This is a genomic window from Dyella sp. OK004 (genome assembly GCF_900114495.1).
Taxonomy (GTDB): Bacteria; Pseudomonadota; Gammaproteobacteria; order Xanthomonadales; family Rhodanobacteraceae; genus Dyella_D.
Genome location: NZ_FOZI01000005.1, coordinates 71,749 through 86,214 on the forward strand (window position 1 = coordinate 71,749; position 14,466 = coordinate 86,214).

Below are 14,466 nucleotides of genomic sequence, written 5' to 3' on the forward strand. Positions count from 1 at the left end.
GTGGTCTTAAATGCACCGACCCTGCCTTGCAAGGCTGGCTTTCCCTGGCTTGCTGAAGAACACGGCCCTGTCGGGCCGTTTCGCGCACAGGGTGCGCTCCTACATACGGAACACGCCATAGCGTTGTGGCTCGATCGGCGCATTGAGCGAGGCCGAGATGGCCAGGCCCAGCACGCGGCGCGTGTCGGCCGGATCGATGATGCCGTCGTCCCATAGCCGCGCGCTGGCGTAGTAGGGGTGGCCCTGGTGTTCGTATTGGTCGCGGATGGGAGCTTTGAAGGCCTCTTCCTCTTCCGCGCTCCACTGCTTGCCGGCGGCTTCGATGCCGTCGCGGCGTACGGTGGCGAGCACGGAGGCGGCCTGTTCGCCGCCCATCACGCTGATGCGCGCGTTCGGCCACATCCACAGGAAGCGGGCGCCGTAGGCGCGGCCGCACATGGCGTAGTTGCCGGCGCCGAAGCTGCCGCCGATCACCACAGTAAATTTTGGCACGTGCGAGCAGGCGACAGCGGTAACCATCTTGGCGCCGTCTTTGGCGATGCCGGCATTTTCATACTTCTTGCCGACCATGAAGCCGGTGATGTTTTGCAGGAACACCAGCGGCACATTGCGCTGGTTGCACAGCTCGATGAAGTGCGCGCCCTTGAGCGCGCTCTCGGAGAACAGAATGCCGTTGTTGGCGATGATGCCGACCGGGTAGCCGTGGATGTGCGCGAAACCGCAGACCAGGGTCTTGCCGTAGCGCGCCTTGAATTCGTGGAGCTCCGAGCCATCGACGATGCGTGCGATGACTTCGCGGATGTCGAAGGGCCGGCGGGTGTCCTGCGGGATCACGCCGTACAAATCCTCCGCCGGGTAGCGCGGTTCCAACGGCTGGCGCAGTGCCAGCGGCATGTCTTTCTTGCGGTTAAGGCTGGCGACGATGTCGCGTGCGATCGATAGCGCGTGCGCGTCGTTTTCCGCGAAATGATCGGCCACGCCGGAGACGGATGTATGGACGTCCGCGCCGCCCAGCGCTTCCGCATCCACCACCTCACCGGTGGCGGCCTTCACCAGCGGCGGGCCGCCGAGGAAGATGGTGCCCTGTTCGCGCACGATGATGGTTTCATCGCTCATGGCCGGCACGTAGGCGCCGCCGGCGGTGCACGAGCCCATGACCACGGCGATCTGCGGAATACCCAGGCCGGACATGCGTGCCTGGTTGTAGAAGATGCGGCCGAAGTGCTCCTTGTCCGGAAACACCTCGTCCTGCAGCGGCAGGAAAGCACCGCCGGAGTCGACCAGGTAGACGCAGGGTAGGCGGTTCTCCAGTGCCACTTCCTGTGCGCGCAGATGCTTCTTCACCGTCATCGGGAAGTAGGTGCCGCCCTTCACGGTGGCATCGTTGGCGACCACCACCACTTCGATGCCGTTGACGCGGCCAATGCCGGTAATGATGCCCGCGGCGGGCGCGGCATCGTCATACATGCCGTGCGCGGCGAGCGGCGACAGTTCAAGAAAGGGGGAGCCTGGGTCGAGCAGGGCGCGGATACGCTCGCGTGGCAGCAGCTTGCCGCGTGCAGTGTGCTTGTCGCGCGCTTTCTCGCCGCCGCCTTCCGCGCCCCGCGCCAGTTCGCGATGCAGGTTATCGACCAGTCCGCGCAGCTGCGCGCTGCTGGCCTGAAACTCGGGCGAACGGGTGTCGATCTGCGAAGCGATGACGCTCATGAGGCTGGACTGCCGTCGATGGGAAGTCCGTGATCATAACGGCCACGGTATCGCCGCTGAAATGTGCGGTGCGGGATGATTTCCCGCGGGCGAAAAAAAAACCGGCCGCGCGAGGCGGCCGGTTTTCTAGGTACAGCGAAGGGGATTAGTGACCCTTCATCGCATCCTTGGCCTTGTCTGCAGCGTCCTTAGCGGCGCCAGCAGCGTCCTTAGCCGAATCAGCAGCCTTACCGGCAGCGTCAGCAGCGTTGGTGGCAGCGTCCTTGGCCTGCTCCATGGCGCTGGCCGGAGCGGCAGCGGTGGAGGCCGGAGCAGCAGCGGTCGAAGCCGGAGCAGCAGCCGGGGCGGCAGCGGTGGAAGCCGGAGCAGCGGCCGGAGCCTCAGCAGCAGCCTTCTGAGCCTGGTCAGCGGACTGCTGAGCCTGGTCAGCCGACTTCTGGGCGTCCTGCGCGGAATCCTGCGCGCCGTTGCTGCAAGCCGCCAGCAGCGCGACGAGCGCGGAGGCGAGTAGGGTACGCGTGAACTTCATTGTTGAATCTCCTTTGCCGTGGAATGCCGTTTGGCGGGCGTATTAATAACGCTTTCGCGGAATTTGCGCCACATCTTTATTTAACAAGGCCGCCCCCGGTTATCCCCCTTTCATCGGCGGGGGATAAGCGGTTTGGGACGATTCTCAGTCGATGCATTCCACCGCGATGGCGGTGGCTTCGCCGCCGCCGATGCACAGGGAGGCGATGCCGCGCTTCAGGCCGCGTACCTTCAGGGCGTTAAGCAGGGTCACCACCAGACGGCTGCCGCTGGCGCCGATTGGATGGCCGAGAGCGCAGGCACCGCCGTTGACGTTGAGCTTGTCGTGCGGGATGCCCAGCTCGCGCATCGGTGCCATGGCCACCACGGCGAAGGCCTCGTTGATCTCGAACAGATCCACGTCCTCAACCTTCCAGCCGGCCTTGTCCAGCACCTTCTTGAGGGCGCTGACCGGGGCGGTGGTGAACCACTCCGGTTCCTGCGAGTGGGTGGCGTGGGCCACGATGCGGGCCAGCGGCTTGATGCCACGCGCTTTGGCGTCGTCGGCCGAGAGCAGCACCACAGCTGCGGCACCGTCGGAAATGCTTGAAGAACTTGCGGCAGTGATGGTGCCGTTCTCCTTGCGGAAGGCCGGCTTCAGCGTCGGGACCTTGGCGATGTCGGAGCGGCCGGGCTGCTCGTCGGTATCCACCTTCACCTCGCCCTTGCGGCCGACCACGGTGACCGGAACGATCTCGCCGGCGAAGGCACCGTTCTGCTGCGCGGCCTGGGCGCGCTTGACCGACTCGATGGCGAACGCGTCCTGCTCCTCGCGGGTGAAGTGGTACTTGTCAGCGCACAGCTCGCCGAACACGCCCATGGCCTTGCCGTCGTATGGATTGGTCAGGCCGTCCCAGGCCATGTGGTCGACCAGCTGGCCGTCGCCGTAGCGGATGCCGGTGCGGGCGTTGACCATGTGCGGTGCATTGGTCATCGACTCCATGCCGCCGGCCACCACGATGGCGGCCGAGCCGGCCTTGATCAGGTCGTGGCCGATCATGATGGTCTTCATGCCCGAGCCGCACACCTTATTGACAGTGGTGCAACCGGCGGCGGGCGGCAGCCCGGCTTGCAACGCGGCCTGGCGGGCCGGTGCCTGGCCGAGGTTGGCGGGCAGCACGCAGCCCATCAATACTTCCTGGACATCCTGTGCGGCGACCCCCGCCTGTTCCAGCGCCGCCCGGATGGCCGTGGCGCCCAGCGTGGGCGAAGGCACACCGGTGAACTGGCCGAGGAAAGAGCCGATGGCGGTGCGCTTGGCACCGGCGATAACAACACTGACGTCCGACATGGGGATCTCCGCAAAGGACTTGTGGGCGTGGGTACCCGGTAGCTAACCGGCGGATTATCGCAGCCGCCTACCACTGCCGGCAAACCGCTGGCGATGCACAGGTTTTACGACATACCGCGCAGCTAGTTACGCCAGCGTTGTGCGACCATAAATACCCATGAGGCCGGCAAGTATCTACAGGGAGCCGGGCAACGCGAGGGGATGCGAGCATGATCACGGGGATGCTGTATTTGAAGCGCCGCGAAGCGGCTGTTGCCATTGTCATGGCATTGAGTCTGAGTGCCTGCGGGGGAGGTGGCGGCAACAGCAATGTCAGAGCCAGCACGTCGCCCGCTCCACCACCGGTCACGCCCTCAGCACCGCCGCCGCCCACTACGGCGCAGCCGCCGGGCGATGCGCAGCTCAGCCTTACTAATACGTATGCCGCGCATAACCAGGGCTACACCGGGCAGGGCGTCACTATCGGCGTAGTCGACAGTGGCGTGATGCGCAATCACCCGGCGCTGGCCGGACGGGTGCTGAAGGATCTGATCTATGTGGATCCGACGACCAATAATACGGCGGTCGACGACGTAGTCGGCCATGGCACCTGGGTATCCCAGATCGCCGCCGGCCAGACCTACGCGCAGTTTTCTGGCGGCATCGCGCCCGGTGCGAGCCTGATCTCGGCACGCATCATCAGCGACGTCGCGCCGAAGGACGATGGTTCTGGCATGGGCAACCAGGTCACCACGGCCGACCCGCTCGGTCAGATCAATGACGACCTGATCGCCAACGGCGTCAAGGTGATGAACAACTCCTGGGGCGGTCTGTATTGGAGTGCCACTGCCACGGCGACCACTCAGAGTTTCCACGACGCCTATAACAAGTTCATCAATAACTGGGGCGGCCTGGTGGTATTCGCCGCGGGCAACGACTCCAAAGCCAATCCAAGCGACGTGGCCGCCTTGCCGAGCCGCGCGCCGGACCTCGCCCGTGGCTGGCTCGCCGTGGTCGCGGTGGACAGCAATAATCCCAGTCAGCTGGCGAGTTATTCCAACGCTTGTGGTATCGCCATGAACTATTGCCTGGCGGCGCCGGGCGACGTCATAGTCAGTGACAAGAACGCGCCGGCCGACACGCGGTACTGGGTGGTCAAGGGCACCTCGTTCGCGGCGCCGCAAGTCTCCGGCGCAGCTGCGCTGGTGTGGCAGGCCTATCCGTATTTCAGCAATGACCTGGTGCGGCAGACCCTGCTCGGCACTGCCACCGATATCGGTGCGGCCGGACCGGATGCGGTGTTTGGCTACGGCCTGCTCAACGTCGGCAAGGCGGTGAACGGCCCGGCAAAGTTCGACTGGGGCGATGTCACGGTGAACTTCAGCGGCAGCTCCAACTGGAACAACGCGATCTCCGGCGCCGGCGGCCTGATCAAGCAGGGTAGCGGCACGCTCAACCTCACTCAGCCGGCCAGCTTTACCGGACTGACTCAGGTGCAGGCCGGCGTGCTCACCGCCAAGGCGCTGGCATCCAGCGTCAATATCAGTGCAGGCGGCACATTGAGTGATACGCCAAGCATCGGCGGCAGCGTGAGCAATGCCGGTGTGCTGACAGTGCGTGGCGGCGACGTCGCCGTGGGCGGCAACTACAACCAGAACGGCGCGGGTCGGCTGGCGCTTGAACTCGGTTCGGCACTGCGCGTAACGGGCGCGGCCAGTCTTACCGGTGGCGATCTGTACGTGATCGGTGCGGGCTCCACTTACCAGGTCAACTCGCACACCAATGTGCTGGTAGCGAACGGTGGGTTGACCGGGACTTTCTCCGCCTTGAACAAAGCCTCCAACGTTCTCCTCACCGCCACACTCAATTACGACGCCAGCAGTGCGTGGCTCAACGTGCAGCAGGTGCAGGTGACGGCTGTGCAGGGCATGAGTTATACCGCCGCCTCGATGGGCGCGGCGCAGCGCGTCGATACCGCCTTCGGGCAGATCAACACACAGCTGACGCAAGGGGCCGCCAGCGGCCAGCCGGTATCCGCAAGCTTTATCGAAGGCGCGGCGAAGTTGCAGCAATCTCCCTCGGTGGCAGCAGCACAGCAATCACTGGAGAGTCTGTCGGGTCAGTTGCATGCGGCCAGTGCGGCGATGACGTTGCAGGCGATCGACGCCGGCACGCGCGCGCTATCCGATCGCTTTGATCAACTGCTTAACGCACCCGTCGGTGGTGGCTGGGCGCAAGGGTTGGGGTATCAGGGCGCGATGGCGCGCAACGGTTACGGCAATGTCGGCCTCGATCTCAGCGGCTGGATGGTGGGGCAGGATCATCGCCTGGGCGGCAACGGCATCGCTGGCTACGCGGTAAGTCAGGTGCAAGGCCTCGGACGTCTCACCGATAGCGCCGACCAGGGACGCAGCCGCGCGGTGGAAGGCATGGCGTACGGCGGTGTGATCCGCAATGCGTGGTATGCGATGGGGCGCCTCGGTGTAGGCGACTACCAGGAGAACATGCGTCGCTATCTGCGTCTTGGCAGCCAGTCGAGCGCGGTCGCCAGCGACAACCATGGACGCTACGGCGTCGCCTACGGCGAAAGCGGTTACCGCTGGTCGCTCGGCGGCATGCAGCTGATCCCTTACGTGAATCTGCAATACACCCGTATCCAGCGCGATGGATTCAATGAGCTGGGTGGCGATGGTTTTGGGCTGAAGGCCAGCGCGCAGACCATCGAACGCTGGCAGGCCGGTGCCGGCCTGCGTGCCTCGCAGCGCTGGTCATTGGCGAGCGGCGGCAGTATCGGCCTGCAGGCAAGGCTGCTATGGCAGCAAGCTTTTGCGACTCGCGGCGATGTGTTCGATGCGAGCTTTAGCGGATTGAACCAGTGGGCGCCGCTGGGCGGCATCGGACTGGCGCGTTACTCGGGGATCGTGGGCACGGCGCTGGACTGGCGGTTCTCGTCCCGCGCCAGTTTGCAGATCGGTTACGACCAGTACTTCGGTCAACGCGATCAAGCCAAGATGGCAACACTGGCTTATCAATACACCTGGTGAGATTCACCAGGTTCTTCGTTCGCCAAGAAGCGATGCGATCGGTACAGGAGTCATTCCTGTTGTGCGGTTTATGAAGGGAGCGCGGTGCTGCTAAGCACCGCCAAAGACATAGCGGTGACGATACTTACCATGTATCACCACCCGTAGCGTTGGGTGGGTCCCGCGTGCATGGATGCAATGTTAGTAAACCATTGCACAGCCGGTGACTTCTTGAGTGTCTCTTTTGATCGTGCTGGCAAGGAAGCCATACCGCGAAAAGGAATTTATCGCATCCTCGTATGCCGTCCGAACCACCGGCTGGGCAATACCATTCTGCTTACGCCTCTGATCGAGGAGCTCGAGAGTCTTTATCGGGGCGCCGAGATCGATATCGTCGCGGAAGGTGGTATCGCCGCCGACGTGTTTTCTGCGTTCCCGAGGGTCAATCACATTTACTGCCTGCCGAAGCGCGGGTTCAAACATCCCTGGTCTTTTCTGTCGATGCTCCTGCAGGTGCGCAGGACGCGTTACGACCTGATCATCGATCCCTGCGGGGGATCTAATTTCAGTCGCGTGCTGACCCGCTTCTTCAAGGGACAATACAAGCTTGGGTTTGGTGATCCTGTCACGCATCCGGGTTTGACGCATCTGGTGTCGAACTCAGTGGCGATGCGGCACATGGCCAAGCGTCCGGTAAACCTCCTTCGCTGGGGCATGCCGCCCCAAGCGCAGGATGCGGAGCATTTCTTCCCGCTGGATATCCGTCTGACCGACAGCGAACGCGCGCTAGGCCGGTCGCTGCTCCATGATTTGTTGGCGACGTATCCCAAGGCGGAAACGGGCCCCGTGATCGGTATTTTCGCCAACGCGACAGGCGCCAAGCGCTATCCAGCCGCATGGTGGAACGACTTCATCCGCGCGCTCAAGGAGGCCTGTCCGGATAGCCGCATCATCGAGATCATTCCCATGCACGGGAAATCGATGTTGGGCTCCGAATGGCCTGGCTACTACTCGTCGAACATTCGGCGTATGGGGGCGGTGATGGCTGGTGTGGATTTGATGATTAGCGCGGACTGCGGTGTGATGCATCTCGCCGTCGCCTCCAAGGTGCCCACCGTTGGCATGTTCTGCGTGACGGATGCATCGGTCTACGAGCCCTACGGTCCGGGAAACAACCCGCTGCTAACCCAAGGGCTGACAGCCGCGGAAGCAGCTGGACGTGTCGTGCAGGTTTATCGGAACGTATTGGTTGGTTCTGCCGACGCACAGCCCGGATTGGCGGTAGCGATGCCGAGCGATGATGCGAAGGATAATGTTGGGCAGACGGATGGCGGGCCGGTATCGTGTTCCAGTCAAGTCACCAAGTCTCATTGATTCGCGACCCCGTGTGATCGATAGCGCGAAGTTTTTTTTCAGGGGTGGCTCCCGCTTCCTCGCAGAGGCTTGGTTGCGCGTTGCGATGGTTGAAACCAGAGCTGCGACCGGCTCAGTCGTGTCTTCGTTAGACGCGCCGGATACCATCGGTGCGAGTGGTTCGAACGCTGGCTGGCCTGCGTGCGTGTCACCTTCATTCAAGGGCTTGAGATTCTCCAGGTGACATTTTTGCAAAGCCAATCCCGCCGGTGGCAATTTCCTCACGGTCGTATCGGAACGCTCGGCGCGACATGGGCGTGGTTGCCGCTATGGGTGGCGATGGCCCTGGTTGCGATGTTCCAGCATGGGCCAATGCCCATGCATTCCACCCGTGCACTGTCGGTGGCCTGGGAGATGTGGCATCGGCATAGTTTCATGGTGCCTTATCTCAATGGCGCACCGTACAGCGACAAGGTGCCCTTGCTGTTCTGGTTGATCCATCTTGGCTGGGCGGTCGGCGTCGTCAACGATGTCTGGCCGCGCTTGCTCGAAGTGGCGCTCGGCGGTACCCAGCTCGTGCTGGTGGCGACGCTGGCGCGAAGACTGTTTCCGGAGCGTCCCGAGATTGCGCGCACGACGCCGTGGGTGTTGCTGGCTTTGACCTATGGCTTTCTGTTCGGCCTGCAGATCATGTACGAAGTGTTGCTCTCGGTCTGTGTGCTTGCTGCCCTGCTGGCTCTGGTGCCGAGTCCGCGCAGGGAGGCGCCTCGTTTCGCCTGGTTTGCGTTGGCGATGGGGTTGGGCTTGTTGGCGAAAGGGCCGGTCATGCTGCTGCATGTGGCCTTTCCCTGGCTGCTTGGTCCGCTTTGGAGCGATTGGGCACAACGCGAGCGCCGCCGCTGGTACGGGCAGGGGGCGCTGGCCATGCTGGCCGGCCTTGGCCTGTTGCTGGCCTGGGCGCTGACTGCGGCATGGGTGGGTGGCGAAGCCTATCGCAATCAGTTGCTGTTTCATCAGACCGCCGGGCGCGTGGTGGATGCTTTCGCGCATGCCGCGCCATTCTGGTGGTACGTGCCGCTGCTGCCAGTGCTTATCTTTCCCTTCGCGCTGTGGCCTCGGTTATGGGTGGCGGTGGGCATATTGCGGCGCCCCTTCGAACCTGGCCTGCGCTTCGTGTTCTGCTGGTTGGGGCCGGTATTGCTTGGTTTTTCGATCATCAGCGGCAAGCAGCCTTACTATCTCTTGCCCGAATACGCAGCATTCGCCCTGCTTATTGCGGCAGCGTTGTTGCTGCTGCGCCAGCGTCACCTAGCATGGGTGGACAGCGCATGGCTTGGACCATGGCCGTTGGGTTTGCTGGGGGTGGGATTCGGGCTCGCCTTGATCCTGTTGCCGTACTGGGTTCGGAGCGGCGCCATCAACAACGCCCAGCTGACGACGATCGCACCGCATAGCGCCGCCTTCGGCGTGCTTTACCTTTTGCTCGGCGCACTCTTGCTGGTGCCGGGAAAGAACGGGCTTTATCGCATTGCCTGCGCCGGCTTGATCGGCGTGGTCGCGGCGAACGGTCTGTTCACTCTGACCCTGTGGCCCGCGTACGACTTTGCTCATGTCGCGACCTTGATCGGCAACGCCGAGCGCCACGGCCAGCCGGTAGCGAACATTGGCTCGAACGATGGCCAGTTCAACTTCCTCGGGCGTCTGACCCGGCCCATCACACCGCTGCGCGGCGAGCCGGCGATCAAGGCCTGGGCCGCGGCGCATCCCGATGGGTTGATCGTGACTTATCCGCGTCAGCTGACCGCTGCCGATCGCAACAACGCGGTCTACATTCAGCCGTTTCGTGGGGTGTGGCTGACGGTGTGGCCAGCACCTGCACTGGCGGCTTCCGGGGAAGAAGGCGGTACCGCGCCGGAATAACCGGCGCGGCAGGTGCCGTCTTACGACTTGCCGTGAAACAGCTCGCGGCCAATCAGCATGCGGCGGATTTCGTTGGTGCCCGCGCCGATCTCGTAGAGCTTGGCGTCGCGCAGCAGGCGGCCGGCGGGGAACTCGTTGATATAACCGTTGCCGCCCAGCGCCTGGATCGCTTCGAGGGCGACCTTTACCGCATTCTGCGAAGCATTGAGCAAGCAGGCGGCAGGATCGATGCGCGATTTGGAGCCGCTGTCGAACTGCTGCGCCACCATATAAGCGAAGCCGCGCGATGACTGCAGCGCGGTATACATGTCGGCCACCTTGCCCTGCATCAGGCCGAAGGTGCCGATGGGCGCATTGAACTGCTTGCGCTCGCGTACGTAGGGCAGGGTGAGATCCATCGCCGCCTGCATCAGGCCGATGGGGCCGCCGGAAAGCACCAGGCGCTCGGTGTCGAGGCCGCTCATCAGCACGCGCACGCCTTCGTTCACTTCGCCCACAATGTTCTCGGCGGGAATCTCGCAATCCTCGAACACCAGCTCGCAGGTGTTGGAGCCGCGCATGCCGAGCTTGTCCAACTTCTGCGCGGTGCTGAAACCCTTCATGCCTTTCTCGACGATGAAAGCGGTCATGCAGCGGCTGCCGGCAGGGCGCGGTGCGGTGCGCATGTACACCAGCAGCACGTCGGCGTCGGGGCCGTTGGTGATCCACATCTTGGAGCCGTTGGCGACCCACACATCGCCCTTCTGCTCGGCCTTGCAGCTCATCGAGCCGACCACGTCGGAGCCGGCGCCGGGCTCGCTCATCGCCAGCGCACCGACGTATTCGCCGCTGCACAGTTTGGGAATGTACTTGCGGCGCTGTGCTTCGTTGCCGTTATGAAAGATGTTCTGCACGCACAGATTGGAGTGCGCACCGTAGGACAGGCCCACCGAGCCCGAGGCGCGGGAGATTTCCTCCATCGCCACCATGTGCGCCAGGAAGCCCATGCCAGTGCCGCCGTAAGCTTCAGGAATGGTTACGCCGAGCAGACCCATTTCGCCAAACTTGCGCCACAGGTCGGCGGGGAAAACGTTCTCATGATCGATCTGCGTGGCGCGCGGTGCGATCTCCTTTTCCGCGAAGGCATGAACGCTTTCGCGCAACAGGTCGATATCTTCACCGAGGGGGAACGGGCGCATCGCAGACTCCGGCAAGGGCAAGGGGGCGGGGAATAGAAAATGGTAGCTCAGGCGGGCCGCCGGGCTTTGGCGCAGCGCATCACGGTGGGTCGGAAATCGTCTGATTGCGGATTGCCCCTGACTGGCTCAAAGTGGCGCCACATAAGCGGTAGGGGCAGTTCGGGGGCTATGGATGTGAGGGGTCTTTTCGTGCTTCCGGCACTGCTCGGAGGCTTGTTCGTGTGGATGGTCCTGCGCCGACGGCAAAGCCCGGCGCCTGGGATAGATTCCGTGCTACCGATGACGCTTGAACTGGGTGGCCTGCGGCTGACCCTGCTGCAGCGTCATGCACCGGCCGCGTCGAATGCCTGGTGTCGCAATGCGTTGATGGCGGATGCCCATTGCATCGCCGAGCAACGCGAATTGCGCGCGAAGGGTGCGTTGCTTTCCGCGGTGGATCTGCAGGCCTGGCACGGCAAGTTGCCAGCATTTCTGGCGGGCGAGCGTACCGAGTTGCATCTGTGCGCCGATGGCGATTGCGTGGGGTTGTATCTGCAGCGACCGCTGCGCGATGACATGACGGCGGTGACGGTCGTACTGCTGGATCCGCAGATTTTTGCTGCGGCGGAACGCCAGGCCGATGAGTGCCGCACGCGTAACAGTGCATTGTTCCTGGTGACGCATGGACAGCTCACGCGCTTCGGTGAGGAGCTGGAACAAGCCATGCGTGGTTTTCCGGTCTATCTCGGCCACACGGCGCGTCAAACTGCGTAAACCTGCCACGTTGGAGGCCCCGACGGGCCACCCTTCGGACGCCGCAGTCACTTGCGCACGGCGGATGAAAATCCAGCGTCGATTCGTGTTCGCGTGCAACGTGTAGCCGTAGTAGCTCTTGCCATGTTTCTGCGTCCAGCGCGCCTTGACATCCTTCTCCGTGTGCTTAGCGCGTGCCAAATTTTTGAGACGTCTTCTATAGGCGGGCGGCGGCCTCGCTTCGGATAATTCGGCTGCGACTTGACCACTCGGTTGATCCAAAAATCTTCTGGACCGAGCTATGTAGTACGCGCATTGCCGATGTACGGGCATCAAGGACACCTTCAAAAATCAGTGCGACTCCCCTGAGTGAACTCACGCTTAGGTTGGTACTTCGCCTATCTAATAAGGAATTTCCCATGAACGCACTTCGCTTGAAGCCGCGCGTGGCAGCGTGCACCCGGATTTTGTCCCTCACCAGTCTTGCCCTTGCGAGCTTTGCTGGAATGCCGGCGATGGCGTCCACCTTTCGACTGCAAAGCACCACCGTAATCATGGATGAGAGCGACAGGCGTACTAGCTTCAATGTCGAGAATACCGGCGGAGAACCGATCCTGTTGTTGAGCAAGCTGAGCGATCTCGATGATAAGGATTTCGCCAAAAGCATCCTGGTTACGCCCGCTGTCACGCGCATCGATCCGGGCCAGAGCCAGCTGGTGAACTTCGCGTTGAAGAAAGGAGTTTCGCTGGATCGCGAGTACCTGCTCAAAGCATCGTTCGAAGGCGTGACGCAAAAAGCCAAGGGCGGCACGCGAATGCCGATTCGGCAGGAAATTGGCTTCATTGCGCAGCCCAAGTCCATGCCGGCGGATGCCACGCCGTGGAAAGCGCTCAACGTGCGCGTGGAGGGCAATCAGATCACGCTGGCCAATCCGAGCAAGCGTGTAGTGCGTCTGGGGCCCGCTATCAGGCTGCAGCCTTCCGGCGTCGAGATTCCGCTTGCACACGCCTACATCATGCCGGGCCAAAGCATGAGCGCTACCGCAGAAGGTGCTGCGGCAGCGACACAGATCACGATCACCCCGCTGAGCCGCTATGGCCTCGTGCAGGCAACTGCCACGCTGGATGTATCGCGCTGAGTGGGGCTGCTGCCTTGACGATCGCCGTCAGGGCTATACAGCGACCATCGCCTTTGGTGGCCGTTGCCAACCCAAAGCCAAGGAGTTACCCCATGATCAAGAAACTCCCCCTCACGGCCCTGGCCGGCGCATTGGCATTGCTGATCGGTGGTCAGGCCTATGCCGCCTTCCCCACCGCCAACCTGAAAGTCACCGGCTCGCTGGAAGTGCCGGGTTGCACGATCAGCGCTGAAGGTGCCACCGGCGACACCGTGGAATACCGTACGGCCAATATCAACCCGAACCAGATCAAGCCGGGTTCGGGTAGTTCCGCGACCGACACGACCGAGTTGCCCGGCATAGGGAAGACGTGGACCGTCACCTGCACCGGCAGAACGTACCTGACGTTCAAGATCAATGATGAGCGTAATGACACAGTGAGCGTGCCCGGCATTACCAATAGCACACGCTTTGGTCTGGGCAACATCAACGGCACCGGCAAGCTGGGTTTTTACACGGTGAACATGTCCGACGCCAAGGTGGGGAGCCTGTTGGCTACGCCGGTGGTGCCGCCGGTCACCACCAATGTGTTCGCCACGACCACCACGACATTTACCGCATCGCCCACCGTGTTACTCAATAAGAACAACAGCGCCACTTACCAGATGGGCTGGGCGACCGCGAACAATACATTGGCAGCTGGCGACTACTTCGAGGCCAAGCTGACGGTGACACCGTACCTGGCGACCAGTGGTGTCATGGGTGGTCCGGTGACTGCAAACGTCGAGCTCGATGGTCTGGCTGCGCTGACCTTCTCCTTAGGTCTGCAGTAAGGAGAGGGGCAATGACTAAGATCACGATATACGCCAGTTTGATGCTGGCGCTGGCTACGGGCAGCACAACTGCAGCAGCGGAAATCACGGGGCCGTCGAAGCTGGCGGTGAAGGGCACAATCACGGTGCCAGGTTGCCAGGTGCAGGGTGCCAATCCGGACGGTGATGTTGAGTATCACTACGGCGCGCTAGGGTCGGCATTGATCCCAGCTACAGGAGATAAGCCACTAGATCCACAGACGAAAACTTGGACTGTCACGTGCGATGCGTTGACGTACCTTACCTTCGGGGCGGTTGACGTAGAGCACGACTCAGCCAGCCTGGGCGGCGATACCAATTTTGGTCTGGGCAATATCAACGGCAATGGCAAGATCGGCTACTACACCGTCTACATGACGAATCCCAAGGTTGATGCTGGCGATGGCAAAGGGCTTCAAAGAGCCTACTTGTTCATAGGCAAGCCCAACGACAGCAATGGCGTTGGTCAGGACGCCAAATATATGGCGCATGGTTTTTCGCATGGCTGGGTCACCTCCGCGGCCGGTACGGGAGTTACGCCTTCGCCGTTGATGGCTGGCAAAGTCTTCGTTGTAGATATGACAGTTCAGCCGTACCTGGCAAGTTCCGCGGTGATGGGAGGCCCGGTGAATTCCGATGTAAACCTGAAAGGCAAGGTGGTCATCAGCTATTCGTTCGGACTCTAAGTTCCTTGTGCGGGGCGGCTGGTGCTGCCCCGCTTCTCTCATCGATTCGAATTTTACGGCT

The 14,466-nt window shown here is 62.3% G+C and carries 11 protein-coding genes; 7 read left to right on the plus strand and 4 right to left on the minus strand.

Features of this window, described 5'->3' with window-relative positions; genetic code table 11:
- Positions 1 to 99 precede the first annotated feature (99 nt).
- From BM338_RS18635 to BM338_RS18645, 3 genes are all read right to left on the minus strand, one after another.
- Entirely contained in the window at positions 100 to 1,707 is a 1,608-nt protein-coding gene (locus tag BM338_RS18635) for a carboxyl transferase domain-containing protein (RefSeq protein WP_090453645.1), read from the minus strand.
- Positions 1,708 to 1,852: 145 nt separating this feature from the next.
- The gene (locus tag BM338_RS18640; protein ID WP_090453648.1) at positions 1,853 to 2,236 is read right to left on the minus strand and encodes a hypothetical protein; all 384 of its coding nucleotides are present in this window, start codon (positions 2,234 to 2,236) and stop codon (positions 1,853 to 1,855) included.
- 144 nt (positions 2,237 to 2,380) lie between these two features.
- Positions 2,381 to 3,565: a thiolase family protein gene (locus tag BM338_RS18645; protein ID WP_090453650.1), complete on the minus strand. Its 1,185-nt coding sequence runs from the start codon at positions 3,563 to 3,565 to the stop codon at positions 2,381 to 2,383.
- A gap of 209 nt (positions 3,566 to 3,774) precedes the next feature.
- On the opposite strand from BM338_RS18645, the gene BM338_RS18650 reads away from it, so the two are divergent.
- The 3 genes from BM338_RS18650 to BM338_RS18660 all read left to right on the plus strand — a co-directional run bounded on the left by BM338_RS18650 (position 3,775) and on the right by BM338_RS18660 (position 9,840).
- On the plus strand, positions 3,775 to 6,588 hold the full coding sequence (locus BM338_RS18650; RefSeq protein WP_255367376.1) for a S8 family serine peptidase: 2,814 nt from the start codon (positions 3,775 to 3,777) through the stop codon (positions 6,586 to 6,588).
- A gap of 210 nt (positions 6,589 to 6,798) precedes the next feature.
- The gene (locus BM338_RS18655) at positions 6,799 to 7,941 is read left to right on the plus strand and encodes a glycosyltransferase family 9 protein (RefSeq protein WP_177229414.1); all 1,143 of its coding nucleotides are present in this window, start codon (positions 6,799 to 6,801) and stop codon (positions 7,939 to 7,941) included.
- Between the two features lie 357 nt (positions 7,942 to 8,298).
- The gene (locus BM338_RS18660; protein WP_255367377.1) at positions 8,299 to 9,840 is read left to right on the plus strand and encodes an ArnT family glycosyltransferase; all 1,542 of its coding nucleotides are present in this window, start codon (positions 8,299 to 8,301) and stop codon (positions 9,838 to 9,840) included.
- A gap of 20 nt (positions 9,841 to 9,860) precedes the next feature.
- Here the strand turns inward: BM338_RS18660 and BM338_RS18665 are convergent, their stop codons facing one another.
- Complete coding sequence (locus BM338_RS18665; RefSeq protein ID WP_090453658.1) at positions 9,861 to 11,018, minus strand: isovaleryl-CoA dehydrogenase; 1,158 nt, start codon at positions 11,016 to 11,018, stop codon at positions 9,861 to 9,863.
- A gap of 279 nt (positions 11,019 to 11,297) precedes the next feature.
- On the opposite strand from BM338_RS18665, the gene BM338_RS18670 reads away from it, so the two are divergent.
- The 4 genes from BM338_RS18670 to BM338_RS18685 all read left to right on the plus strand — a co-directional run bounded on the left by BM338_RS18670 (position 11,298) and on the right by BM338_RS18685 (position 14,405).
- Positions 11,298 to 11,771 (plus strand): hypothetical protein, encoded by a 474-nt coding sequence (locus tag BM338_RS18670; RefSeq protein ID WP_090453660.1) that lies wholly within the window; start codon positions 11,298 to 11,300, stop codon positions 11,769 to 11,771.
- A 413-nt stretch (positions 11,772 to 12,184) separates the two neighbouring features.
- A complete protein-coding gene (locus tag BM338_RS18675) occupies positions 12,185 to 12,889 on the plus strand; it encodes a fimbria/pilus chaperone family protein (protein WP_218156390.1) in 705 nt (234 codons plus the stop codon).
- A gap of 92 nt (positions 12,890 to 12,981) precedes the next feature.
- Positions 12,982 to 13,701: a hypothetical protein gene (locus BM338_RS18680; protein ID WP_090453664.1), complete on the plus strand. Its 720-nt coding sequence runs from the start codon at positions 12,982 to 12,984 to the stop codon at positions 13,699 to 13,701.
- An 11-nt stretch (positions 13,702 to 13,712) separates the two neighbouring features.
- The gene (locus BM338_RS18685) at positions 13,713 to 14,405 is read left to right on the plus strand and encodes a DUF1120 domain-containing protein (RefSeq protein WP_090453666.1); all 693 of its coding nucleotides are present in this window, start codon (positions 13,713 to 13,715) and stop codon (positions 14,403 to 14,405) included.
- Positions 14,406 to 14,466 lie beyond the last annotated feature (61 nt).